This window comes from Pseudomonas sp. ASL3, assembly GCF_056680425.1.
The window spans coordinates 693,325-718,308 of record NZ_CM155281.1 but is presented as its reverse complement, the minus strand read 5'-3'; the positions used below and the strand labels follow the sequence as shown (position 1 = coordinate 718,308).

Below are 24,984 nucleotides of genomic sequence, written 5' to 3'. Positions count from 1 at the left end.
CCCCTTTCACGTGGCGCAAGGAGTTATCACCATGAAAATCCCCGGCCCTGATCATCCCATCACCGTCTCCCCGTTCCTGGGGCGTGTCACCGTTCGCTTCAAAGGCGCTGTCGTGGCGCAGACTGACAAGGCGCTGAAACTCGAAGAAGCCAGGGACCCCGCAGTTTTTTATATCCCACGATCCGATATTCGGCTTGAACATTACACGCGCACCGAACATCACAGTTATTGTCCCTACAAGGGTGACGCCCATTACTTCAGCCTGAACGCCGAAGGGCAAAACGCCGAGAACGCTGTCTGGACCTACGAAGAACCGTACCCGGCCGTGGCAGAAATAAAGGAACACGTCGCCTTTTATCCTGATCAGGTGACCTTCGAAACCGAGGGTGTGCAGGGCTGAACGACGGACTCACCGGAGAGAACACTGATGACCAGCACCTCAAGCGAGCCACGCGATGTCCCCGCCGGTAACGTGCTACTCAAGCGCTACCTGACCATTCGAAGCCGGACCGAGAGCCTGATCGCACCGCTCAGCCCTGAGGACATGGTGGTTCAGTCGATGCCTGACGCAAGCCCCGCCAAATGGCACATGGCGCATTGCACCTGGTTCTTCGAGACGTTCCTGTTAGCAGAAAACATCGTCGATTATCGCCCCTTCGATCCAGCGTTCGGTTACCTGTTCAACTCCTACTATGAAGCCATCGGCCCCCGTCATCCCCGGCCACAACGCGGGTTGCTGACACGTCCGACCGTGGACAGGGTTCTGGACTACCGCAAGCATGTCGATGAACACATGCGCACCCTGCTTGAGTCGGAGCTGCCCGATACCACGTCCGATCTGATTGAGCTGGGCCTGGCCCATGAGGAACAGCATCAAGAGCTGTTGCTGATGGACATCCTGCACCTGTTCAGCACCTCCTCGCTCAAACCGGCCTATGACCCACACTGGGCCAAAGACCTGTCCGGGCGTCGCGGTCTGTTCAAGCCGCTCAAAGGCGGACTGACCAAAATCGGCCACAAGGGCAAAGGTTTTGCCTTCGACAATGAAGGCCCGAGGCACACCACTTACCTGCAAGCGTTCGAAATCAGCGACCGTCTGGTAACTAACGGAGAATGGTTGGCGTTCATGGCGGATGGCGGCTACACCAAGGCCGGGCTATGGCTGTCGGACGGCTGGGCGGTGGTGCAAGAAAATGGCTGGAGCGCGCCGCTCTATTGGCAACACGACGAACACGGCTGGCGCCAGATGACGCTGCGCGGTCTGGAAGCTATCGATCCCGCAGCACCGGTGATCAACATCAGTTATTACGAAGCCGCGGCCTTTGCCCAATGGGCCGATGCGCGTCTGCCGACGGAAGCCGAATGGGAAGCCGCCGCTGAGGCGGGGTTGCTTGAGCAGGTCGATGACGTTGCCTGGCAATGGACACAAAGTGCCTACAACGCCTATCCGGGGTTTCGTCCGGCGGCCAGTGCTGTGGGCGAATACAACGGCAAGTTCATGATCAACCTGATGGTCCTGCGGGGGGGCGCCAGCATCACCTCCCCCGACCACGCTCGCACGACCTACCGCAATTTTTTCCACCCGGAAAAGCGCTGGATGTTTTCCGGCCTGCGGCTGGCTCGCGATGCGCGTCAGCCAGGTGTGGTGAACAGTCACGACAGCGAGTTCGCCCGCGACGTCATTGCCGGGCTGTCGGCGCCGGTGAAAAACCTGTCGCCCAAATACTTTTACGATGCCGCTGGCTCAGAGCTGTTCGAGGCCATCTGCGAGACCGTCGAATACTATCCGACGCGCGCCGAAACCGGCCTGTTGACCCAGGTGGCCCAGCAGATTGCCACTGTGATTCCTGAGGGCGCAGCGTTGGTGGAATTCGGCAGCGGCGCCAGCGAGAAAACCCGTCTGCTGCTCGACGCCGCGCCGCAGATTGCTCTGTACGTACCCATCGATATCAGTGCCAACGCGCTGAAGAAAGCCGCCGCGCTGCTGAGAAAGCGCTATCCGAGATTGAACGTGGCGCCCCAGATCGATGATTTCAGCCGTGCGCTGCAATTGCCGACCGAGGTCGCCGGACACACGTGTGTGGGGTTCTTCCCCGGCTCGACCATTGGCAATTTCACCCATGATCAAGCAGCGAAGTTTCTGCATTCGGCCCATGCGTTGCTGGGCGATCAAGCGCATTTCATCGTCGGGGTGGATCTGGTCAAGGACGCCGACATCCTGGTCGCGGCTTATGACGATGCCGAAGGCGTGACGGCGCGCTTCAACAAGAACCTGTTGACCCGCATCAACCGTGAACTGGATGGCGATTTCAACGTCGAGGCCTTCGACCATCTGGCGCTGTGGAACGACACCGAGGAACGCATGGAAATGCACCTGGAGAGCCACCGCGAACAGGCCGTCACGGTCGCCGGACGCACCTTCCACTTCAGCGCCGGCGAACGCCTGCACACCGAAAACTCGCACAAATTCACCGTCGAATCGTTCACCGCACTGGCGGCAAGGGCCGGCTGGTCGGTGAGCGAGTATTGGGTGAGTGAAGCGCCGCAGGTGGCGTTGTTCAGCCTGAAGGCGTGATTCTGTGCAGGGGCACAAAAACCTGTAGGAGCGGGCTTGCCCGCGATGGCGGTGTGTCAGACACACCGCCGTCCCGCAAACTCATTCGCGAAGACCTCGGCACATTCAACATCATCGCTGCCTGCCCCAACGCATTCGCGAATGAATTCGCTCCCACTGTGGATCAGTGTCAGGCACAAAAACTGTGGGAGTGGCTGAATAGACTTCCAATATGTATGAGCATATTATCGAGCCATGGCTAAACCATCACATCGCGACAAAATACTGACCGAAGGTCTCAAGGTGGTACACGAACGTGGATTCGCGGGCGCAAGCGTGCGGGACATCGTTCAGGCTGCGGGCGTACCTCAAGGTTCATTCACCAACCACTTCGTTTCCAAGGAAATGTTTGGTCTGGAGATTCTTGACCTTTATTTTTCAAACACTCACACGATCATCGATGAAACGCTGCGTAACGACGCACTTGCGCCGTTGGCACGGCTGCGCAGTTACGTCGATTGGCATCAACAGTTTCTCGAACACGGCTGCCTCAACAAAGGCTGCCTGTTTGGCAACTTCGCCGCTGAGGCCAGCGAACACAGCGACCTGATCCGTAATCGTCTGGTGGAGATATTCGCCTCGTTGCAAGAGATGATCGCGAACTGCCTGAAGGCGGCTATCGAGGCTGGCGAGTTGCGCAAGGATTTCGACTGCGACCAAACAGCGCTGTTCATCGTATCGTCCCTGCAAGGCGCGATGCTGGTCGGCAAGGCCCAGCGCACGACCGAACCCATGCAGAGCTTCATCAACATCCTGTTCTCCGACGTATTACGTTGAACCCTTTCGGCCGATGAGCGGCTGAGCCGGTGGTTGGGCGCAGATTCAGGGCGCCCCGCGCACTTCAGAGCGAGCGGGCACGACGGGCTTCGTTGCGTTGCAAGGTGGCGCTCGGCGTTTCGCCGAACAGCTTGCGGTATTCACTGGAAAAGCGTCCAAGGTGAGTAAAGCCCCAGCCCAGGGCGATCACCGAAATATTGCGCGCCGAACGGTCCTCGAGCATTTCCTGGCGGACCGCGCTCAGTCGGTACTTCTTCAAATACGCCATGGGCGACATGGCGAAGTATTTTTTGGAAGTCTTCGAACAGCTTGAAGCGGGATATTCCCGACGCCCGTTCAATGTCTTCCAGATGCACGTCTTCCCGGGCATTCGCGTGCATGAACTCTTTGGCCCGGACCAGATAAAAAGGCAGTTTGACCTCCAGTAACTGGCGCAACTCTTCGGAGTAGTTATTTGGCTGGGCGAGTATCAGGCCCTTGATCAACGCACTTTCAATGTCCCGACTGAACACCACCTGATCGTAAAGGTCACGGCTGCTTTCCAGTTCGCCCAAGTGATAGCGGGCCAGCCGCCACCAAGACGCCGAGGTGCCGTTGACGGCATCCATCACCGACTCGAAACGCAAGGGTGCTTGCAGCGGGCGTTGCAGCATGTCTTCCAGGGTCTGACGCATGGCGGTCTGGGTGATCGCCACCTGAACTTTGCGGCAGTTTCCGGCGATGGTCAGCTCCTGGCTGTCGTCAGGCGATACGATCAGGCCGCGCTCTACATCGGAGCGCAGGCGAGTGCCGCGCAGTATCAATTCCTGTTCGCCCACCATCGGCAGGCTCAGGCTGTAGCAGTTGAGGTGCTCGATGTCTTCGACACTGATGGTCACGTCGGTGCCGTACTCGATGGTGCCCAGGGTGGTCGCCATTGACTTGAGCACGTTGCCCGTGTGGTGAAAATGAATACGGTCAGGGCAGCTGGTTTTCAGCACGTGCGGCCCGCAGATACCCGCCATCCATGCGCGCGCGCCCGCCAGGTCATAGCGATCGACACGAATGTCTCCAGGAGGAAGATCTCGCCTTGTAGTCATCACGGGCACTCACCAACAGGCTATTTACAACGGTATGACAGCAAACACCATGCCGCCAGCGAGCAGAATGCGCCGTCGCTGATTGAGTGGATAGCTTTGGCGTACTTTCCGGATAATTGGAGTGTTTTTGACAGAATGAAAAGCTGCACAACAGTGCTTGATAAGCATCGTGTGGGTCATTAGGTAGCAGGTTTTACCTGATACACCCCACCCAACTATTTGGCCTGCCTTCACCGACTAACCGGATAGACCCGATTTCGCGCAACTCATTAAATGACCTCACGGATTCACCGATGCCTGAGGTCTACAATAATGAGCAGCGAAAAGAGCGTCACCCAATGGAAAGCATTCATTGAAGGTTGCCTGGATTTTCGTCCGGTAGAAGGCGTGTTTCGCGTCGCCCGGGACATATTCACCGAGCCCGAGCTGTTCGATCTCGAGATGGAATTGATCTTCGAGAAGAACTGGATCTACGCCTGCCACGAAAGCGAAATCTCCAACAAACACGACTTCAAGACGATGCGCGCCGGTCGGCAGCCGATGATCATCACTCGCGACGGTGAAGGTCAGCTCAACGCGTTGGTCAACGCCTGCCAGCATCGCGGCACTACCCTGACCCGCGTCGGCAAGGGCAACCAGTCGACCCTCACCTGCCCCTTCCACGCCTGGTGCTACAAAAGCGATGGGCGTCTGGTCAAGGTCAAGGCACCCGGCGAATACCCGGAAGGCTTCGACAAAGCTACCCGCGGCCTGAAAAAAGCCCGTATCGAGAGCTACAAGGGCTTCGTCTTTATCAGCCTCGATGTCACCGCGACGAACAGCCTCGAAGACTTCCTCGGCGATGCGAAGATCTTTTTCGACATGATGGTCGCGCAGTCGGCCACCGGCGAACTGGAAGTGCTGCCGGGCAAATCCAGCTACACCTACGACGGCAACTGGAAGCTGCAAAACGAGAATGGCCTGGACGGTTATCACGTCAGCACCGTGCACTACAACTACGTGGCCACGGTCCAGCACCGCCAACAGGTCAATACCGAGAAAGGCACCGTGGGAGCAGACTCTCTGGACTACAGCAAACTCGGTGCCGGCGATGCCGATACCGACGACGGCTGGTTCTCCTTCAAGAACGGCCACAGCCTGCTGTTCAGCGACATGCCGAACCCGGCCGTGCGCTCCGGCTACGCCACCATCATGCCGCGTCTGGTCGAAGAATATGGCCAGATCAAGGCCGAATGGATGATGCATCGCCTGCGCAACCTGAACATCTACCCAAGCCTGTTCTTCCTCGATCAGATCAGCTCGCAACTGCGCATCATCCGCCCCGTCGCCTGGAACAAGACCGAGATCATCAGTCAGTGTCTGGGGGTCAAAAACGAATCGGACAAGGATCGGGAGAACCGCATCCGCCAGTTCGAAGACTTCTTCAACGTCTCAGGTCTGGGCACTCCCGACGATCTGGTGGAGTTTCGCGAAGCGCAACGCGGTTTTCAGGGGCGCCTGGAACGCTGGAGCGACATCTCTCGCGGCAGCCACAAATGGGTCGAAGGCGCCACGCCCAACAGCGAAACCCTGGGCATCAACCCCGCCATGACCGGCACGGAATTCACCCATGAAGGGCTTTACGTCAACCAGCACAGCCATTGGAAGCAATTCCTGATCAAAGGCCTGGAAGCGAAATCCCTGAAACTGCGTGAGGTGTGACGATGAATCTCGAATTGCAATACCAGATCGAGCAACTGCTCTATCGTAAATCCGAACTGTGCGATGCCCAGGACTGGGACGCCTACGTGGCGTTGTTCGACGAAAACAGCGAGTTCCACCTGCCGCAATGGGATTCCGAGCACGTGCACACCACCGATCCCAAGCGTGAAATGTCGCTGATTTACTACGCCAACCGCTCAGGCCTGGAAGACCGCGTGTTTCGTCTGCGCACCGGCAAGGCTGCCTCGGCGACGCCCATGCCGCGCACCTTGCACATGATCAACAACGTGCGCATCGCACCTCTCGACGATGGGCATCTGCAAGTGCGGGTCAACTGGAACACCCTTTTTTACCGTTTGGCCACCGCCGAACAGTTCTTCGGGCGCGCCACGTACCACCTCAAGTCGGTCGGCGACAGTTGGAAGATCACCCGCAAACACGTGGTGCTGCTCAACGACACGATCAATTCGGTGCTCGATTTTTACCATCTCTGATGGCTGGAGACATGACCATGACCCACAAGGTCGCGTTTAGCTTTGCCGATGGCAAAAACCTGTTTTTCGCCGTGCAGCCCAATGAAGTCCTGCTGGACGCCGCGTTACGCAGCGGCATCAACATCCCGCTGGATTGCCGCGAAGGCGTATGCGGCACCTGCCAGGGCCGCTGCGAGTCCGGTGATTACACGCAAGATTATGTGGATGAAGAAGCGCTGTCGGCCCAGGACCTGGCGCAACGCAAAATGCTGACTTGCCAGACCCGAGTGCAGTCTGACGCCTCGTTCTACTTCGACTTCGCCTCAAGCCTGTGCAGCGCGGTGGGCCCTGCCCTGCAACGCGGGCGGGTCAGTGCGGTCGAGCAGGTCTCGCCGAGCACGGCCATCCTGCATGTGGATGCCAGCGCCGACGGTCAACGCCTGGAGTACTTGCCGGGGCAATATGCGCGGCTGCAGATCCCTGGCACCGAATCGAAACGTTCCTATTCGTTCGCCAACCAGCCCAATGCCAATAATCAGCTGCAGTTCCTGATTCGCTTGCTGCCTGACGGGGTGATGAGCAATTACATCCGCGAGCGCTGCCGGGTCGGCGATGAAATCAGCTTCGAAGCGCCACTGGGTGCGTTTTATCTGCGGCATGTGGACAAGCCGCTGGTGCTGGTGGCGGGAGGGACCGGGTTGTCCGCCTTGCTGGGCATGCTCGATGACATCGCCGAACGCGGCGGCTGCGGTCAGCCTGTGCAGTTGTACTACGGCGTTCGCGATGCCGCCGACCTGTGCGAAACCGCGCGTATCCACGCCTATGCCGAGCGCATCCCGGACTTTCGCTACACACCGGTGATCAGCGCTGAAAGCCCAGGCTGGGAAGGTAAACGCGGTTACATCACCGACCACTTCGACAGTGCCGAACTACGCGACAGCCCCTGCGACGTCTACGTCTGCGGCCCGCCGCCGATGGTCGAATCGATCAAGGTCTGGTTGCAGGATCAAACCCTGGACAACACCCGTCTGTATGTCGAGAAGTTTACTGAAAGCAATACCTGACTCCATAGTGCACCGGTCCCCGTAGGAGCTGACTTGTCTGCGAAGACCATTCAACGCGGTGGGTCTGACAGATCGCGCCGTATGGTCTTCGCAGACAAGTCAGCTCCTACAGACCCAGTTTGCTGCGCGACAGCGCGGCGTCGAAGACGGGTCGGGTTCTCCTACACATGCAAAAACGCATCGCCCTGCTGCACAATTCCCGATTGTCTTTTGCAAATTTGCACTGTTAGCATCCGGGAATCATTTCTCGCGCCAGACGAGAAGCAGAACAATAAAGCAGCAGGGAGATATCGATGACTGCCCAGGATTTATCCACTCGGACTGCAGGTGCCGACACCACCTATAACGGTAACACCGTGCTGGCCACGGTCCGCAACCATATCGGCCACTTGACCCTCAATCGCCCCGCTGGCTTGAACGCCCTCACCCTGGACATGGTCCGCGCACTGCAAGATCAGCTCGATGCCTGGGCGCAGGATGATGAGGTGTACGCCGTGGTCTTGCGTGGCAGCGGCGATAAGGCCTTCTGCGCCGGCGGCGACATCCGTTCGTTGTACGACAGTTACAAAAACGGCCAGACCGTACACCTGGACTTCTTCTTCGAGGAATACGCCCTCGACCTGACCATTCACCACTATCGCAAACCGGTGCTGGCCCTGATGGATGGCTACGTCCTCGGCGGCGGTATGGGCCTGGCGCAAGGCGCCGATTTACGGGTGGTCACCGAACGTAGCCGACTGGCAATGCCGGAAGTCGCCATCGGTTATTTCCCGGACGTCGGCGGCAGTTATTTCCTGCCGCGAGTACAGGGCGAACTGGGCATTTACCTTGGCGTCACCGGCGTGCAGATTCATGCGGCGGATGCACTGTATTGCGGCTTGGCTGACTGGTACGTAAAGAGTGGACTGCTACCGCTCCTCGACCAGCAACTGGACAGCCTGATATGGAATGGCAATGCGCTGAGGGATTTACAAAGCCTGCTGGCGAAAAACGGCGTGCAGCAACTACCCGATGCTCCGCTGAAAAAACTGCGCCCGGTCATCGACCATTTCTTCGGCCTGCCGGACGTCCAGAGCATCATAGAACAACTGCGTGAAGTCACCGTCGCCAACAGCCACGACTGGGCGATGAGCACTGCAAGCCTGATGGAAACCCGTTCGCCGCTGTCGATGGCGGTGACCCTGGAACTGCTGCGTCGCGGTCGCCACTTGCCGCTTGAAGCCTGCTTCGCGCTGGAGCTGCATCTGGATCGGCAATGGTTCGAACACGGCGACCTGATGGAAGGCGTGCGTGCAATGATCATCGACAAGGACAAAAATCCACAATGGAAACCAGCCACCTTGCAGGCGCTCAGTGCCGAGCATGTCCAGAGTTTCTTCAACGGCCATGAGGGCTAAGCCATGCACGACCTCGAACTGACAGAAGAACAGGTAATGATTCGCGACATGGCGCGCGACTTTGCCCGCAATGAAATCGCGCCACACGCTCAAGCCTGGGAAAAAGCCGGCTGGATCGATGACGCACTGGTCGCCAAGATGGGTGAGCTGGGCCTGCTGGGCATGGTGGTCCCGGAAGAATGGGGTGGCACCTATGTCGACTACGTCGCCTACGCCCTGGCGGTGGAGGAAATCTCCGCAGGCGATGGCGCGACAGGTGCGTTGATGAGCATCCATAACTCAGTGGGCTGTGGCCCGGTGCTCAACTACGGCACCGAGGCACAAAAACAGACCTGGCTGGCAGAGTTGGCCAGCGGTCAGGCCATTGGCTGCTTTGCCCTGACTGAACCGCAGGCCGGCTCCGAAGCGCACAATCTGCGCACCCGCGCCGAACTGCGTGACGGCCAATGGATCATCAATGGCGCCAAGCAATTTGTCAGCAATGGCAAACGCGCCAAACTGGCGATCGTCTTCGCTGTGACCGATCCCGAGCTGGGCAAGAAAGGCCTCTCCGCGTTTCTGGTGCCCACCGACACCCCCGGATTCGTCGTCGATCGCACCGAACACAAGATGGGTATTCGTGCCTCCGACACCTGCGCGGTGACCTTCAGCGACTGCCGTATTCCCGCCGCCAACCTGCTGGGCGAGCGTGGCAAAGGACTGAACATTGCGCTGTCCAACCTCGAAGGCGGTCGTATCGGAATCGCCGCCCAGGCGCTGGGCATTGCCCGAGCAGCGTTTGAGGCCGCGTTGATGTATTCCCGGGAGCGGGTGCAGTTCGACAAACCGATCATCGAGCACCAAAGCGTCTCTAACATGCTCGCCGACATGCATATGCAATTGAACGCCTCACGCCTGCTGATTCTCCATGCCGCTCGCCTGCGCAGCGCCGGAAAACCCTGCTTGTCGGAAGCCTCACAAGCCAAGCTGTTTGCGTCGGAAATGGCCGAGAAAGTCTGCTCCAAAGCCATGCAGATTCACGGCGGTTACGGCTATCTGGAAGACTACCCGGTGGAACGCTATTACCGGGATGCGCGGATCACGCAGATCTACGAAGGCTCCAGCGAGATCCAGCGCCTGCTGATTGCCCGCGAGTTGCGGCATTACACGATTTGATTGACCAGCAGGCCTGCTCCCACAAACAAATGGTGGGAGCAGGCTTGCCTGCGAAAGCCGACTGTCAGCCACTGAAGATATTGGATGTGACGGCCTCTTCGCAGGCAAGCCTGCTCCCACACAGACTGTGTGAAAACCTGGCAATTCTTGCAACGGTCTAAGAAAATGCCTTCATCGGAAGATTGGGGGCATTTTTGTGGCATACATCCAAGGCATAGCGCGCGATCAGAGCAGTCTTTTTCCGGTGTCGCTGGAAGAATCCATTCCGGTAGACCACTTGGTCAGAGTCATTGATGCCTATGTCACCCAGCTCAATCTGCGGGAGCTGGGATTCGACAAGGCTGTCCTCAAGGGCAACGGGCGCCCGCCCTATGATCCGGCAGACCTGCTCAAACTTTATCTCTACGGCTATTTCCTCAGCATCCGTTCGTCACGCCGCCTCGAAGCCGAATGCCTGCGCAACATCGAAGTCATGTGGCTGCTCAATCAGCTCGCACCTGACTTCAAAACCATCGCCGATTTCCGCAGAGACAACGGTGCCGCATTCGCCGCCATCTGCCGACTCTTCATTCTTTTTTGCCGTGAAGTGGGGCTAATCGCCGGCAAGCTGGTTGCTATCGACGGCAGCAAATTCAAAGCCGTGGCCTCCAAGCGCCGTCATATGAGCCTCAAGCACCTTAAGCGCGATGAGGAAATACTGAGCAAGAAGATTACCCAGTACCTGGCGGAGCTTGATCGGGCGGACAAAGACGACGCCGATCAGCCTGTGGATAAGCAGAAAGTCAAAGCCGCTTTGGCCCGTCTGAGCAACAAACGAGACAACAACCTGACCCGTCAGCAGGTGATGAAGGCGCTGGAAGTCGAGCAGTTCATCAGCACCGAAAGCGAGGCGCGGATGATGCGGGCGCCGCAAGGCATGGCCGTGGCGTACAACGTGCAGACGGCGGTGGATGCCGAGAACGGCTTGATCCTGCACCACGAAGTGACTCAGGACGGCGATGACCGCAAACAGCTTGAACCCATGGCCAAAGCGGCTAAAGAAGTACTGCAACAGTCAGAGCTGACGGTAGTGGCCGATGCCGGATATTCCCACGGCAAACAATTCCAGGCCTGTGAAGACGCGGGTATCACGGCGTATGTGCCGCTGAATCGAACGATCAACACGCGGGGCGGGGACGTAAAATTCTTTGACCGCACCCAGTTTACGTATGAGGCCCTGGACGATCAGTACCGGTGCCCGAATGGCAAGCTACTGACGCTGACGCAACTGAATCGCGGCACGCGTATTTACCACGCACTGCCCAGTGACTGCGCCCACTGCCCGCTGAAAAGTCAGTGCACCAAGACCTCCCGCCGGAAAGTAACGCGGCATGCGCATGAGGCCGCTTTTGAGCGAATGGAGCAGCGCATGCAGGCGCATCCGGAGAAGATGGTTGAACGAAGGTCCATCGTTGAACACCCCTTCGGCAACCTCAAGCAATGGATCATGGGCAATGGACGGTTCTTGCTACGCCAACTGAAAGGCGCGCGAATAGAGATGTCGCTGGCGGTGCTTGCCTATAACTTTAAAAGGGCGATCAATGTGCTGGGTGCGCGTGAAATGATGGCGAAGATGGGCTAAGCAGCCTTTTTTTGCGCCTGACAAACGTCCCAGGACTGGCCATGGAGCGCTCAAAACGCTTTGTCCCGGCGACGTGAAAACGAACAGCGATGATTTCGGGATCAAAGGCCAAAAACCAACGCCCCGACAAGTCGGGGCGTTGGTTTGAAACATGATCGTCAGGTTTTCACACAGCCTGCTCAGTTCGTGTGATCGTCTGGAGCAGATCGATCAGGACACGGGCACGAAGCTCTCGCGGCCCAGCAACGTCACGAGAAGCGTCAATGAATCAGCGTTTTTCAGCATGATCTTGCTGCGCTTGTCGACACTAGCCATAAATTCCACCCGTGCGTCCGCCAGATTCGTCGTTCCGGTGACGGAGAGGATGAATTCCTTGCCCTCCTGATCATCATCATTCAGGTCTCGCCATCGGTTTTTCTCAAACAGCTTGAATAGCTGATTAGGTGAGGTGAGATGCGAAAGGTAGCGTTGTTGTGTTTCCTCCAGATCAGCCTTGGTGTTTGAACCGTCGAGCAACAAGTCACGATAAGGTGCCACAGAGCCCACATACGCGATGTCGTAGGTGTCATTGGTCAGATGGGAAAGCTCGTGTATCAGCGTGGCGCCCCGAAAGTGGGCATTCTGGTCGAAACCTGCGCGGCCTCGGACGTGTGGCTTGAGCGTTTGACGCTGAAACTGGAAGAACCGTTCGCTTAGAAATACCCGTTGCCGTGGATCTGCTTTAACGGTGAAGGCAACGGTGTTCTGGTACCCCGCCTTGTTAAAACCCATGACGTACCTGGACGAAGAAATCGGCGCCAGGGACGCATCCATCACGGCATTGAACAAGCGCGTCACCGACTGCCTGATCGCGTCGACGAGACGTACACTTGGCGTCCCCACACCAAAGAATTCGCTGATGATCCGATTGGCTCGCGCATCAAGCGGCGCATTGGGACTCAGGAAGTTGAGGTTATCCAGACAGGTATCCAGGTAAAGCTTGGCTTGCTGATGAGCCTGACCAATCCTGAACGCATGGCCGCGATAAGCCGCACGCATCTCAGTCATTCCCATGACTTGAACGGTAAACTCCTGGTCGACCAATGCGTCGATTTCGCGGAGGGTGAAACCGCCGGCTTTCTCGGCGTGTGTGAGAAGATTTCCGCCGCCTCTCAACCCCCACTGTAGATTGAGCTCCCACTGCTGATGCTGATTGACCCTGATGGCCGGTCCCTTTTTATCGGCGCTGACGATACTCCACTGCCCTTGAAACTGCTGGACCTGATAGACCTTCCCGGTAACAGCGGCATATGTTTTGTGGGTCCTGAGGTCCTGATAAACGTTGATCAGTTCGTCCCTCGACAAATCGCTCAACGCGACATCAGGCACTTCGAACGCTTGCAAACGGGTTTTGAGTTCAGCAGGCAGTTGAGCATGTCGCCAGGAAAACTCAGGCAGCGGATCTGCTTCAACATGGGTTTCAAGTTCGGGCTCATCGACGGCAACGTACTCAATGACACTTTCCTCGATGGCTGTCTGCCGGGTTGACACAAACACCGACAACGCTGCAGTAAACTCCGACAACGCCTTGCCCCACCGACGGCTGACCGCAGAGGCAGCCGATGCCTGAAGTAGCGAGACGCTTTGCCAGGCAGCGACAAGCAGACCGAGCCTGCCCGGCAGGAACATCAGGACTTGCTCGGCCTCAAGCGTCATCAGATAGGTGAACGCGTCCCAATCGGCCTGGGCCGTGGTCACTGCCTGTTTTTTGGCCAGGTCCTTGAGTACTTCCAGGGTGTCCTCCGACAGATACTGCAGAACGTTACCCTGTATAGGCTCGACATGAAGCGTGACAGGTCCCAGTGAAAACATCGGAAAATCCGAATAGAACTCGGTACGCCATACCGGAGGCAGATAGAAACTGCGATGGCCATAACGCGCTTGCACGTCGGGTGTGACGCGGCCCATGAACAGCGCTTGCAGGCTGTTCGAGGTCCGGATGTCTTGCAGCAGTTGAGCTTCATCAGCGTACTCCTTGAAGGTGAACGTCTGATTGAAGATCACATGAAGGACCAGTGGCCCGTGAACAGGGTCCTTGGGGCAGATCAGGTAACAGCCTGGTACCGTATCGGGCGTGGCTCCTTCCTTGGCGATCAGCTGAAGCGGACGCAGGATGATGTCTTCATCGTTCACGGTTTGTCGGGCAAGGCTATCAGGCATTTCAAAGACGCTTTCTATGTAGTCATAAGCGGTGTCACTGAGTAACCCTTCGAGTTTCTGCTGGAAAGCCGCTTCGAGTATCAATGCCGGCCACTGCTGGAAAAAAAACTTCTTGCGGATCAGGTAATCCGGATTGCTCTTGTCCAGCCTCTGCGCAAGCAGGCGTTGGTAGCTGGTTCCCACATCCAGTGTACGAATCAGTTGTTTGAGGTATGCAGGCGTCAACCGAGTCAAGGCTGGGCCACCGTCCGCAGAGGTCACAGTCAGGCTCGCGCCCTGGATACTAGAGAAGTGATTGAGCGCGTACTCAGTCAGTGTTTCGATGTTGCTGAAGGTTGCTGCAGGCACCAGGGAAGGCGTCTGCCCGACACCCACCGGACTCGGCACGTATTGCGTGAGCGTTATCTGTAGGGTGTCCGGATCCCATGATTGACCGGGGAAGTCAGTATCCAGCTGCCTGAGTACTTGTTCGCGGGCGTAGGCCTTCAGGTAAGGAATACCGAACAGAAAATCATGATTCGGGTCGTTGGTCAGGTAGTAGCGCCTCAGTATCTCGGCGTACTTCAACAAATCCCTGACCGAGGCTGTTTTCATCCAGGCTGGCATAACCGCTTGAAACAGCAAGCCATAGATCCTGATCGACACCGCATCCAGCACCAGGCCAACCTTGTCATCGGTCTCGGCAGCGGTCGTCACTTTACTGAACACTTCGGCCTCGAAACGGCATCTTTTTACGAACTGGCAGGCGCGCTCGACACCTCGGTATTGCCGATCCTGCTCTGCGTGTTGCAACTGTTGGATGAAGTGCTCATCAAGCCGCTGAAGGTCAATCGAGAGTTGATGACTGCTGGCGTGACCCAGATCCTGGCGGATCCGTGCTTTGTCCGGTTCGGCGAAAAGGTCCAGCCACCGCTCACGCGTTCTAGCCCTGGTCAGCCTGTGTATCAGGGTCTGCTTTAGCGCGTCCAGGGAGTCGAATACGCGCAGGCCCTTGAACGGCGACCAGAGCACCACACTGCTTGCGACGTCAAACGTCTGATGCAGCACAAAAACGTTGGTCATCAGCGCCGAGGACCGGTTGTCACCATAGATCAAGGCCACCGCGTAGACATCGACGATGGCATCGCCAAATACTTCCCGCAGATTGCGCACGGGGTAGTTCAGTACTTGGTCGAGCATACCCAGTGTCTGCTCGTCGAACCTGGCCTGTCGCCGCGCCAGATCGAGTTCGATGCGAAGCAGTGCTTCTCGTATATCGCAGGACACGGCCCCCGGGTGCAGTTGGCTGTCGGCCTGACGCAGGGCGCGCGAGTGGAACGTTGTGGTTTGGCGTGTATACGCCGCTGAAAACTGCTCCTGAGCACGCGCCAGCAGGTGATTGATCAGCAGGGGTGTCAGCAGCGTGGCGGATTCCGTTTGGGAAGGGGCCGGTGACGCAATCAGGATCCGGCTGTCGACAGGAACGTCAGCAAGCCGATGGCCACTCACCCGATTGAGCAACAGTGCGATCAGACCGATGGGCGCAGGGCTGGCAGCGACGAGCGGGCTCTGTACTTCAGCCCTCAGCGCGTCGACCGGCAGCGCTTCAATGAGCCCCACCTGAATATCACTGGCATCCAGACGTCCCTCGCTGAGGACCGACAGCTGTTTGTTCAGCACATTGCGCGCGCAAGACTCAATGCCCGGGTGCGCCTGCCAAAGGCGTTGGGCGTTGTCATCCAGCGTCTGTACCCGTTCCAGCCAGGATCGGAGCGGCGTAGCCGGCGCAACCACGGGGGATTGCGCAGGCCGCGGCTGAACCAATGGCGTCTGGAGCCAGGTCTCATTGAAAGTGCCCTCTCCTTCGCGCCATCGACCACCACCGAGCCGCAGCAGGCGATGATCGATCAGGCGGCGGATATCCAAAGCATCATCAATCATGACCGCGGCCCGTGTGCGGTCCTTGTGTGGCTGAGTGAGGGCGAAGGCCAGGTTGCGCTGTTGCAGGGCGACGATCGAATCGATGCGGTCCTGGAACAGGGGACGGTCAATGTCTTCGACATTCAACTGCACCGTCCGCGCACCCCGTAGCAAGGCATGGTCGTTCAACGACAGGTAGTGCAGCCGCTCGATTCGCCCTGCCGCTGTCGAGAAATAATCTTCCAGCGCCAGTCGATTGCGGAATCGACGCAGGCCTTTTTCTACCGAATAGAACAGTACCTCTGACAGATGCGGCACTACCGACCCGATCAGAAACACGCCTGCCAGTTTTAGAGGAGCTCGATCATCGGCCGCCAAGGTGAGCTTTTTGACGTGGACCGGACCACCGTCGCCCCACTGCACAAGGGACGGGGCCAACAATGCGCTGAGCCGGCGAAACTCGTGGGGGTCGAGCGTGGCGTCCTGTTTGCGCGCAAACAGTTCCTGCCGGAAACGGTCTGACAGCACATCGGCGGCGTACTCACGGCGAGTCTGGCCGTGGCCGACTGGCGTATCCCAAAACTGCCTCAGCAGATTTTCGAACGGCGTTTGCAGTGCCTTGGCCGTATCAGACAAGACGCGTTGATACTGCTGCGTCTCTTGTTGATCAAGGGTCTGGCCGCGTGAATTCAAGAAACGTCGCGCATGACCCTGCGGCAATGCGCGCCCGATGTATTCGTCCAGTGTGGCGTCCGCGAGGGTCTGTACGCCCACAACGTCTGTTGCGGACGGTTGTGCCGTTGCCTGGACGATGTGCAGCAGGTGGGTCGACGGATCGATCGGTATCCCGGGCATTGCAGTCTCGATCTGCTGCCCCAGGGCATACCCAATTACGCTTTGCAGCGACGGCAGCTGCTGCAGATGCGCGGCCACATCGTCGATTCTTTCCGCCTGCTGATCGATGATCGCCAGCATGCGCTGTTCGAACAACGGGCCTTCGATCAACGCCTCGTCGAACATCGGCACCACGCCTGTACGCGATCCAAAACGCGTTTGCAGGGTAGCGAGCAGTTGCTCTCGATCCTCGAACCGTTCCAGGCCATACAGCAGCGTACTGAGGTAAACGCGGGAATTGCTCGATGCCTCATGACTGATGAGTACGGCGGCGGCCAATTCGACGCCAGCCGGTACGCTGCGGGACATGATCACACGGCCTACACGCGGAGGATCCACGGCCTGCGCCAGTGCCAAAGGGCTCAGCAGCGTTCGTAGCCATCGTTCTTCATCCTCGTCGATATGGTCGGCGAAGACGGCGTCGCTCAGGTCCTGGGCAAAGCGTTGCTTGAGCGCTTCGGCATGGAAGTACGGAACAGTGGCTGCTGGAATGGGGGTAACTGGAGTGGAAGGTGATGTCATGGCAAGTTTCCTTTTGCACTGAAAACCAACACGCGGAACAAAGTCCGCGACGCTGGTTGAACGTGAAAAGGAAACTTACCGGTGCAACACACTCGCCCTGCGGTACATAACGCAAGGTGGCGTTTTTTGTGACTAAAACATCGCAGGCAAGCCTGCTCCCACAGTTGATCGCATTCCCTGTGGGAGGGCCCGCCCCGTCTTCGACGCCGCGCTGTCGCGCAGCAAACACGGTCTCGATTCTGCCCGGAGGGCGTAGGAGCTGACTTGTCTGCGATAAGGGCCGAAGGACCTTCCAGCGGTGGTGAATTCACTATTTTTGCCAGCGCTTCGCACTGGATCGCAGACAAGTCAGCTCCTACAAGGAATTAGCGTCAGGCTGAAAATTCCATAAAATATACTATTTATTTTTCAACGGCTTATAGGTTGTTTGATGGGAGGCCTCGCCGCGTCTTCGACGCCGCGCTGTCGCGCAGCAAACAGGGGCACGTCGTAGAATCGAAGTGCGCGCGGGGACCAAGACCGTAGCCATCACTGGTGTGTACGCACCCGCATGGGAGAGTGGTCCGCACGGTATCGGCGTGGAGTCGTTGTCGGCACAGCAAGCTGTGACCACGTATGAGAGAGTGAATCCATTCGCCACCGTGCTCCCCGCGCGCCCCTCAATCCTGCGAGGAATTGTCATGGCGCGCAAGAACCAGCAGAAACGTTTTGAAGTGGTTCACCCTCATTGTGCGGGTATCGATATTGGCAGTCGCGAGCATTGGGTGGGGGTCAACCCCGACCAGAGCGACACCCCTGTCCGCTCGTTTAAAACGTTCACCGACGAGTTGCTCGCATTAGCCGATTGGCTCGAAGCGTTGAAGATCAATGTCGTGGCCATGGAGGCAACCGGGGTCTACTGGATACCGCTGTTTGAAATCCTCGATGCACGGGGCTTCGAGGTGTATTTGGTGAACTCCCGCGCCACCCGCCAGACCTCCGGGCGCAAATCCGATGTGCTGGACTGCCAGTGGATTTGGCAGCTCATGACCCACGGCTTGCTCAGAGGCGCCTTTCGGCCCGCCGACGACATTTGCTCGATGCGCTCTCTGGTTCGCCAGCGCGCAATGAAAGTTCGCGATCAGGCCAAGAGCGTCAATCGCATGCAGAAAGCCTTGACCCAGATGAACATCCAGCTAGCCACTGTCATCAGTGACATCACCGGCCTGACGGGCAAGAAAATCCTCAACGCGATCATCGGCGGCGAGCGTGATCCGTACGTATTGGCCGGTTTTCGAAACGGTCACATCAAGGCCGATCATGAAACCATTGCCCGCAGCCTGCGCGGTAACTGGCGAACCGAGCATCTGCATGCCCTGGCTCAGGAAATGGCGACGCATGATTTTCTGGAACAGCAAATTGCCGAATGCGATCAGGCCATCGCTCACGCCATTGATCGACTGCCGGTATTGAACGATGAACCTATGCCGCCGGCCAAGGCACTGCGCAGCCCGCACCGCTCGTCAGCCGAGCAAGCCCGTTTGCACCGTGCGCTGGGAAAAATAATGGGCGTTGATTTGACCGCTATTCCCACCATCGGCGTCGAAACCGCTTTGGCACTGGCGAGCGAAATCGGGCCTGATTTATCGCGATTTCCCACGCAACAACACTTCTGTTCCTGGCTCGGCCTGGCACCTGCGACCCGGATATCCGGCGGCAGGCAGCTGCCTGGTAGTCCGCCAAAGGTCTCGAATCGAGCCGCGCAGGCCTTGAAGCAGGCCGCGTCCAACGCGCGCAACGACAAGAGCTTCATCGGCGCCAGCCATCGAGCCCGGTTGGCGCGCATGGATACCGCGTGCGCCATCAAAGCCACCGCGCATCAACTGGCCCGCCTGATCTACGTCATGTTGACCAAAGGCCAACCCTACGTGGAGCGAGGTATGGAAGCCTATGAAGCCGAGAGTCGACACCGTCAACTGCGTGCCCTGGAACGCAAGGCACACAAGCTTGGGATGCAGTTAGTTATGGCCAAATAAAAGGCATAAAAAACAATGCGTTATTTTTTGTTTGATGAGAGCAGGCTTGCCTGCGAAAACGACAGCACGGTCGCTACAGCTTGATGATATGCCCCTCGTCCGGGGGCACCTTGCCGTGATAGAGATCGCTGATCAGTTGCTGGGCAGCGGCATAACCGTCACTGACCACCACGTCCAGCAAGGGTTTCACCGCGTGTGAAAGCGGCTCTGTGTTTCGGTGCATCAAGGCGTGGAGGCAAAGCGCCGACGTCCCAGCTGCAACACCAGCAGGGTCAATGAGTCGGCATTTCCCAGCAAGATCTTGCTGCGTTTGTCCGCGTCGGCCAGAAAATCCACGCGAGCTTCTGCCAGTCCCGGTTGTCCGGTGACCGTCAGAATGAACTGCTTGCCCTCGTCGTCATCGTTGCTCAGGTCTCGCCACCGACCGTTATCGAAACGCTTGAACTGCTGATTGGGTGACGTGCGATGCGAAAGATAGCGCTGCTGCACCTCCTCCAGATCAGCCTTGATACTCTCGTCGGCCAGCAGATCGAGGTACGGTGCCGAGGAATCCAGATAAGCGATGTCGTAGGTGTCATTGGCCAAGTGGGAAAGCTCGTGGAGTAGCGCGGCCGCTCGAAAATGGGTACTCAGGCTAAAACCAGCGCTGCCGAAGGCCGGAGGCTTGAGCTGATAGTTGGGCACCTCAAAGAATCCTTCGCTCAGGTAAACCCGCTTAAGTGGATCAATCTTGAGTGTGAATGCAACGGTGTCCTGATACCCCAGTTTGTTCAAACCAACGACGAACCTGGGTGAGGAATACGGTGACAGCGACGGATCCATCACGGCATTGAACAGGACCGTGACCGCGTGTTTGATCTCGCCCACCAGACCTGCACTCGGCGTCTGCACACCAAAGAACTCGCCGATGATCCGGTTGACCTCTGCATCAAGCGGCATCGTGGGCTTTTGCGCGTTGATATTATCCAGACAGGTGTTCAGATAGCGCCTGGCTTGTCGATGAGCCCGGCTGATCCTGCGCGCGTTTTCGCGATACGCCATACGGATGGTGGGCATTCCCGTGGCTTGAACTGAAAACTCCTGATTGATTTCGGCTTCGACGTCGCTGACGGTGAAGCGGACGGATGTCCTGGACCGCGAAAAAACACCTCCGCCGCCTCTCAACCCCCACTGCAGATTGATCTCCCACTGCTGATGTTCATTAAGCCTGAGGGCCGGTCCCTTTTTATCGGCGCTGACGATATGCCACTGATCTTGAAACGGCTGGACCTGATAGACCTTCCCGGCAACAGCGGCATATTTTTTGAACGACGAGGAGTCCTGATAAACGTTGAACAGTTCGTCCTTCGCCAAATCGCGCAACGCAATATCAGGCACTTCGAACGCTTGCAAACGGGTTTTGAGGTCGGCAGGCAGTTGAGCATTGCGCCAGGAGAACTCAGGCAGCGGCTCTGCTTCAGCCAGGGTGTCGAGTTCAGGTTCATCGATGGCGACCTCCTCGAGGGCTGACTGTCTGGCTGATACAAACACCGACAACGCTGCCGTGAACTCCGACACCGCTTTGCCCCACCGCTGACTGGACGCAGCGACTACCGATGCCTGCAAGAGCTGGAGGCTTTGCCAGCCAGCGACAAGCAGTCCGATCCTCCCCGGCATGAACATCAGGAGTTGCTCGCCCTGAAGTGTCATCAGGTAGGTGAACGATTCCCAGTCGGCCTGGGCCGTGGTGACGGTTTGCTTTTTGGCCATGTCCTTGAGGACCTCCAGGGTGTCCTCAAATAGATACTGCAGGACGTTACCCGGTATCGGCTCGACCGTCAGCGTGACAGGCCCCAGTGAAAACATCGGAAAGTCCGAATAAAACTCGGTACGCCACACCGGAGGCAGGAGGAAGCTGTGATGACCATAACGTGCCTGTACATCGGGTGTGACCCGCCCCATGAACAGCGCTTGCAGGCTGTTCGAGGTCCGGATGTCTTGCAGCAATTGAGCTTCATCGGTGTACTCCTTGAAGGTGAAGTCCTGATGAAAAATCGCATAAAGAATCACCGGCCCCCGGACAGGGTCCTTCGGGCCGATCAGGTAACAGCCGGGGACCGTATCGGGCGCAGCACCTGCTTTGGGGATCAGCTGAACCGGGCGCAGGATGATGTCCTCATCGTGCACGGCCTGTCGTGCCAGGCCATCGGGCATATCCAGGACATTTTTTATGTAGTCGTAAGCCGTGGCACTGAGCTGACCTTCCAGCTTTTGCTGGAAAGCCGCTGCGAGCAGCAATGCCGGCCATTGCTGAAAAAAACTTTCCTGTCGAGTGGGGTAATCCGGACTGTTTTTATCCAGCTGCTGCGCCAGCAGCGTTTGGAAGCGCCCCCCCAGGTCGAGCTTGCGAACCATTGCCTTGATGTAAGTGGGCGTCAACAAAGTCGAGCCCGGGCCGCCTTCGGTAGAGGTCACCGTCAGGCTCGCCCCCTGGATACTCGAGAAGTGATTGAGCGCGTATTCGGTCAATGTTTCGGTGCTGGTGATGGTCGCTGCGGCCAACGAGGAAGGCACAAAGCCCGTGCCCGCCGGAGCCCCCTCGTATCGCGTGAGCGTTATACCCAGGGTGTCCGGATCCAGTGGCTGGTCAGGAAAGTCAATGCGGAGTTGAGTGAGCAGTTGCTCGCGGGCGTACTCCTTCAGGTAAGGAATACCTGCCAGAAAGCCATGGTCCGGATCGTTGGTCAGGCAGTAACGCGTCAATATATCGACATACGTCGACAAATCGTCGATCGAGGCCGTTTTCATCCAGGTCGGCATGAGCGCTTCGAACAGGGTGTTCTGGATCGCGATTGACAGGGAATCCAGCACCTGACCGGCCCTGTCATCGGTCTCGGCCGCCGTCATCACCTTACTGAACACTTCAGCCTCGAAACGGCATTTCCTGGCGAATTGGCTGGCGTGCTCGACGCCCTGGCATTGCCGGTCCTGCTCTGTGTGCTGCAACTGTTCGATAAAGTGTCCATCGAGTCGGCGAACGTCTATCGAGACCTGATGACCGCTGCGGTGATGCTCCAGGCACTGGCGAATCCGCGCTTTGTCCGGTTCGGCGAACAGGTCGAGCCATCGGTCACGCGACTTGACCAGGATCAGCCTGGTCATCAAAGATCGCTTGGCCGCCTCAAGGGAGTCGAATACGCGCAGGCCGTTGAGCGGCGACCAGAGCACCACGCGATGGGCATCGCGAAACGTCTGGTGCAGCACAAAAACGTTGCTCATTGGTGCCGAAGATCGGTCGTCAGCGTCACCATAGTTCAAGGACACGGCATAGACATCGACGATGGCATCGCCAAGTGCTTCCCGCAGCTTGCGCACGGGGCGGTTCAGTACTTGTTCGAACATACCCAGTGTCTGCTTGTCGAACGCGTCCACTCGCCGCTCCAGGTCGAGTTCAACGCGAAGCAATGTTTCTCGTATTCCGCAGGACAAGGGCCCCGGATGTATCTGGGTGTCGGCCTGACGCAGGGCGCGCGAGTGGAATTGCGTGGTTTGGCCCGTATACGCCGCTGAAAACTGCTCGTGAGCACGCGCCAGCAGGTGATTGATCAACAAGGGGGTCAGGAGCGTGGTGGACTCAGGTTGGGAGGACGCCGATGACGTGATTAAAATCCGGCTGGCAACGGGCACGTCCGCGAGCCGATGGCCACTCACCCGGTTGAGCAACAGTGCGATCAAACCGATGGGCGCCGAGACCGGGCTGGCAACAATGGGAAGGCTCTGTGATTCAGCTCTCAGCGCCTCGACCGGCAGCGCTTCAATGAGCTGCACTTGAATATTCCTGGCATCCAGTTGCCCCTCGCCGAGGATCGCCAGCTGCTTATTCAGCACATCGCGCGCGCAGGATTCGATACCCGGATGCGCCTGTCGAATGCGTTGGGCATTGTCATCCAGTGTCTGTACCCGTTCCATCCAGGACAGGAATGGCCCGAACGCCTCGACCACGGTCGGCGACGCAGGTGGCGGCTGAACCGATGGCGTCTGGAGCCAGGTCTCATTGAACGTGTCCTCTCCTTCGCGCCATCGACCACCACCGAGCCGCAGCAGGCGATGATCGATCAGGCAGCGGATATCCAAAGCATCGTCAATCATGACCGCAGCCCGTTCGCGGTCCTTGTGTGGCTGAGTGAGGGCGAAGGCCAGATTGCGCTGTTGCAGGGCGATGATCGAATCGATGCGGTCCTGGAACAGGGGACGATCGATGTCTTCGACATTCAACTGCACCGTCCGCGCACCCCGTAGCAAGGCATGGTCGTTCAACGACAGGTAGTGCAGCCGCTCAATACGCCCTGCCGCTGTCGAGAAATAATCTTCCAGCGCCAACCGATTGCGGAATCGGCGCAGGCCTTGTTCCACCGAATAGAACAGCACCTCTGACAGATGCGGCACAACCGATTCGATCAGAAACACGCCTACCAACTTTAAAGGATCTCGATCATCGGCAGACAGCGTGAGCTTTTTGACGTGGACCGGACTACCGTCGCCCCACTGCACAAGGGACGGGTCCAACAATGCGCTGAGCCGGCGAAACTCGTCGGGGTCGAGCGTGGCATCCTGTCTGCGTGCAAACAGTTCCTGCCGGAAATAGTCAGACAGCACATCAGCGGCGTACTCACGGCGAGTCTGGCCGTGGCCGATCGGCGACCACCAGAAATGACCAAGGCGAGTTTCAAAGGGCGTTTGCAGTGCCCTGGCCGTATCGGACAAGGCATGTTGGTATTGTTGCGCCTCACTCGGACCGAGCACTTGGCCAAGCGGGTCCAGGAAACGTCGAGCGTGCCCTTGCGGCAGTACATGCCCGCTGTACTCGTCGAGTGCAGCGTCCTCAAGGGTCTGTACGCCCACCACGACCGTCTCCGACGGCTGTGTCGTTGTCTTGACGATGTGCAGCAGGTGGGTCGACGGATCAATCGGTATCCCGGGCATTGCCGTCTCGATCCGCTGCCCCAGGGCATACCCAATTACGCTTTGCAGCGACGGCAATTGCTGCAGATGCGTGGCCACATCGTCGATTTTTTCCGCCTGCTGATCGATGATCGTCAGCATGCGCTGTTCGAACAACGGGCCTTCGATCAACTGCTCGTCAAACTCTGGCACCACGCCTGTACGCGATCCAAAACGCGTTTGCAGGGTAGCGAGCAGTTGCTCTCGATCCTTGAATGGTTCCAGGCCATACAGCAGCGTACTGAGGTAAACGCGAGGATTGCTCGATGCCTCATGACTGATGAGTACTGCAGCGGCCAATTCGACGCCAGCCGGTACGCCGCGTGTCATGATCACACGGCCTACACGCGGAGGATCCACGGCCTGCGCCAGCGCCGAAGGGCTCAGCAGCGTTCCTAGCCATCGTTCTTCATCCTCGTCGATATGGTCGGCGAAGACGGCGTCGGTCAGGTCCTGAGCAAATCTTTCTTTGAGCGCATCGGTATGGAAGTACGGAGCAGTGGCTGTTGGAGTGGGAGTGACGGGGATGGAAGGTGATGTCATGGCAAGTTTCCTTTTGCGCTGAAAACCAACACGCGGAACAAAGTCCGCGAC

13 protein-coding genes and 1 pseudogene are annotated in these 24,984 nt (G+C 58.0%); 10 read left to right on the top strand and 4 right to left on the bottom strand.

What is annotated here, in order from left to right:
* The first annotated feature begins 31 nt into the window (after positions 1-31).
* From AC1MEE_RS03250 to AC1MEE_RS03240, 3 genes are all read left to right on the top strand, one after another.
* A complete protein-coding gene (locus AC1MEE_RS03250; RefSeq protein ID WP_480413791.1) occupies positions 32-400 on the top strand; it encodes a DUF427 domain-containing protein in 369 nt (122 codons plus the stop codon).
* A gap of 27 nt (positions 401-427) precedes the next feature.
* A complete protein-coding gene (egtB, locus tag AC1MEE_RS03245; RefSeq protein WP_480413790.1) occupies positions 428-2,575 on the top strand; it encodes an ergothioneine biosynthesis protein EgtB in 2,148 nt (715 codons plus the stop codon).
* 234 nt (positions 2,576-2,809) lie between these two features.
* Positions 2,810-3,391, top strand: coding sequence for a TetR family transcriptional regulator C-terminal domain-containing protein (locus AC1MEE_RS03240; RefSeq protein ID WP_480413789.1), 582 nt, complete (start codon positions 2,810-2,812; stop codon positions 3,389-3,391).
* Between the two features lie 64 nt (positions 3,392-3,455).
* Here the strand turns inward: AC1MEE_RS03240 and AC1MEE_RS03235 are convergent.
* Positions 3,456-4,470: pseudogene (locus AC1MEE_RS03235) on the bottom strand (AraC family transcriptional regulator).
* 312 nt (positions 4,471-4,782) lie between these two features.
* Between AC1MEE_RS03235 and antA the strand changes: the two are divergent.
* The 6 genes from antA (at position 4,783) to AC1MEE_RS03205 (ending at position 11,881) form a co-directional block, all read left to right on the top strand.
* Positions 4,783-6,171: an anthranilate 1,2-dioxygenase large subunit gene (gene antA, locus AC1MEE_RS03230; protein ID WP_480413788.1), complete on the top strand. Its 1,389-nt coding sequence runs from the start codon at positions 4,783-4,785 to the stop codon at positions 6,169-6,171.
* Positions 6,172-6,173: 2 nt separating this feature from the next.
* Entirely contained in the window at positions 6,174-6,665 is a 492-nt protein-coding gene (antB, locus tag AC1MEE_RS03225; RefSeq protein WP_480413787.1) for an anthranilate 1,2-dioxygenase small subunit, read from the top strand.
* Positions 6,666-6,682: 17 nt separating this feature from the next.
* The gene (gene antC, locus AC1MEE_RS03220) at positions 6,683-7,708 is read left to right on the top strand and encodes an anthranilate 1,2-dioxygenase electron transfer component AntC (protein ID WP_480413786.1); all 1,026 of its coding nucleotides are present in this window, start codon (positions 6,683-6,685) and stop codon (positions 7,706-7,708) included.
* Positions 7,709-8,001: 293 nt separating this feature from the next.
* Positions 8,002-9,105: an enoyl-CoA hydratase/isomerase family protein gene (locus tag AC1MEE_RS03215; protein WP_480413785.1), complete on the top strand. Its 1,104-nt coding sequence runs from the start codon at positions 8,002-8,004 to the stop codon at positions 9,103-9,105.
* A 3-nt stretch (positions 9,106-9,108) separates the two neighbouring features.
* Complete coding sequence (locus AC1MEE_RS03210; RefSeq protein WP_480413784.1) at positions 9,109-10,260, top strand: acyl-CoA dehydrogenase family protein; 1,152 nt, start codon at positions 9,109-9,111, stop codon at positions 10,258-10,260.
* Positions 10,261-10,456: 196 nt separating this feature from the next.
* Complete coding sequence (locus tag AC1MEE_RS03205; protein WP_480413783.1) at positions 10,457-11,881, top strand: IS1182 family transposase; 1,425 nt, start codon at positions 10,457-10,459, stop codon at positions 11,879-11,881.
* Between the two features lie 210 nt (positions 11,882-12,091).
* Here the strand turns inward: AC1MEE_RS03205 and AC1MEE_RS03200 are convergent, their stop codons facing one another.
* On the bottom strand, positions 12,092-17,395 hold the full coding sequence (locus tag AC1MEE_RS03200) for a dermonecrotic toxin domain-containing protein (RefSeq protein ID WP_480413782.1): 5,304 nt from the start codon (positions 17,393-17,395) through the stop codon (positions 12,092-12,094).
* 680 nt (positions 17,396-18,075) lie between these two features.
* Here AC1MEE_RS03200 and AC1MEE_RS03195 point away from each other — a divergent pair.
* The gene (locus AC1MEE_RS03195) at positions 18,076-19,410 is read left to right on the top strand and encodes an IS110 family RNA-guided transposase (RefSeq protein WP_480413075.1); all 1,335 of its coding nucleotides are present in this window, start codon (positions 18,076-18,078) and stop codon (positions 19,408-19,410) included.
* A 73-nt stretch (positions 19,411-19,483) separates the two neighbouring features.
* Here the strand turns inward: AC1MEE_RS03195 and AC1MEE_RS03190 are convergent, their stop codons facing one another.
* Positions 19,484-19,633, bottom strand: a complete 150-nt coding sequence (locus tag AC1MEE_RS03190) for a hypothetical protein (protein WP_480413780.1) — start codon at positions 19,631-19,633, stop codon at positions 19,484-19,486.
* Complete coding sequence (locus AC1MEE_RS03185; RefSeq protein WP_480413779.1) at positions 19,633-24,933, bottom strand: dermonecrotic toxin domain-containing protein; 5,301 nt, start codon at positions 24,931-24,933, stop codon at positions 19,633-19,635. The genes AC1MEE_RS03190 and AC1MEE_RS03185 overlap by 1 nt, the downstream gene beginning before the upstream one ends.
* Positions 24,934-24,984 lie beyond the last annotated feature (51 nt).

Coding starts and splice junctions, on each gene's coding strand:
- AC1MEE_RS03250 (WP_480413791.1), top strand. CDS start 32: ATGAAAATCCCCGGCCCTGATCATCCCATCACCGTCTCCCCGTTCCTG.
- egtB (WP_480413790.1), top strand. CDS start 428: ATGACCAGCACCTCAAGCGAGCCACGCGATGTCCCCGCCGGTAACGTG.
- AC1MEE_RS03240 (WP_480413789.1), top strand. CDS start 2,810: ATGGCTAAACCATCACATCGCGACAAAATACTGACCGAAGGTCTCAAG.
- antA (WP_480413788.1), top strand. CDS start 4,783: ATGAGCAGCGAAAAGAGCGTCACCCAATGGAAAGCATTCATTGAAGGT.
- antB (WP_480413787.1), top strand. CDS start 6,174: ATGAATCTCGAATTGCAATACCAGATCGAGCAACTGCTCTATCGTAAA.
- antC (WP_480413786.1), top strand. CDS start 6,683: ATGACCCACAAGGTCGCGTTTAGCTTTGCCGATGGCAAAAACCTGTTT.
- AC1MEE_RS03215 (WP_480413785.1), top strand. CDS start 8,002: ATGACTGCCCAGGATTTATCCACTCGGACTGCAGGTGCCGACACCACC.
- AC1MEE_RS03210 (WP_480413784.1), top strand. CDS start 9,109: ATGCACGACCTCGAACTGACAGAAGAACAGGTAATGATTCGCGACATG.
- AC1MEE_RS03200 (WP_480413782.1), bottom strand. CDS start 17,395: ATGACATCACCTTCCACTCCAGTTACCCCCATTCCAGCAGCCACTGTT.
- AC1MEE_RS03195 (WP_480413075.1), top strand. CDS start 18,076: ATGGCGCGCAAGAACCAGCAGAAACGTTTTGAAGTGGTTCACCCTCAT.
- AC1MEE_RS03190 (WP_480413780.1), bottom strand. CDS start 19,633: ATGCACCGAAACACAGAGCCGCTTTCACACGCGGTGAAACCCTTGCTG.
- AC1MEE_RS03185 (WP_480413779.1), bottom strand. CDS start 24,933: ATGACATCACCTTCCATCCCCGTCACTCCCACTCCAACAGCCACTGCT.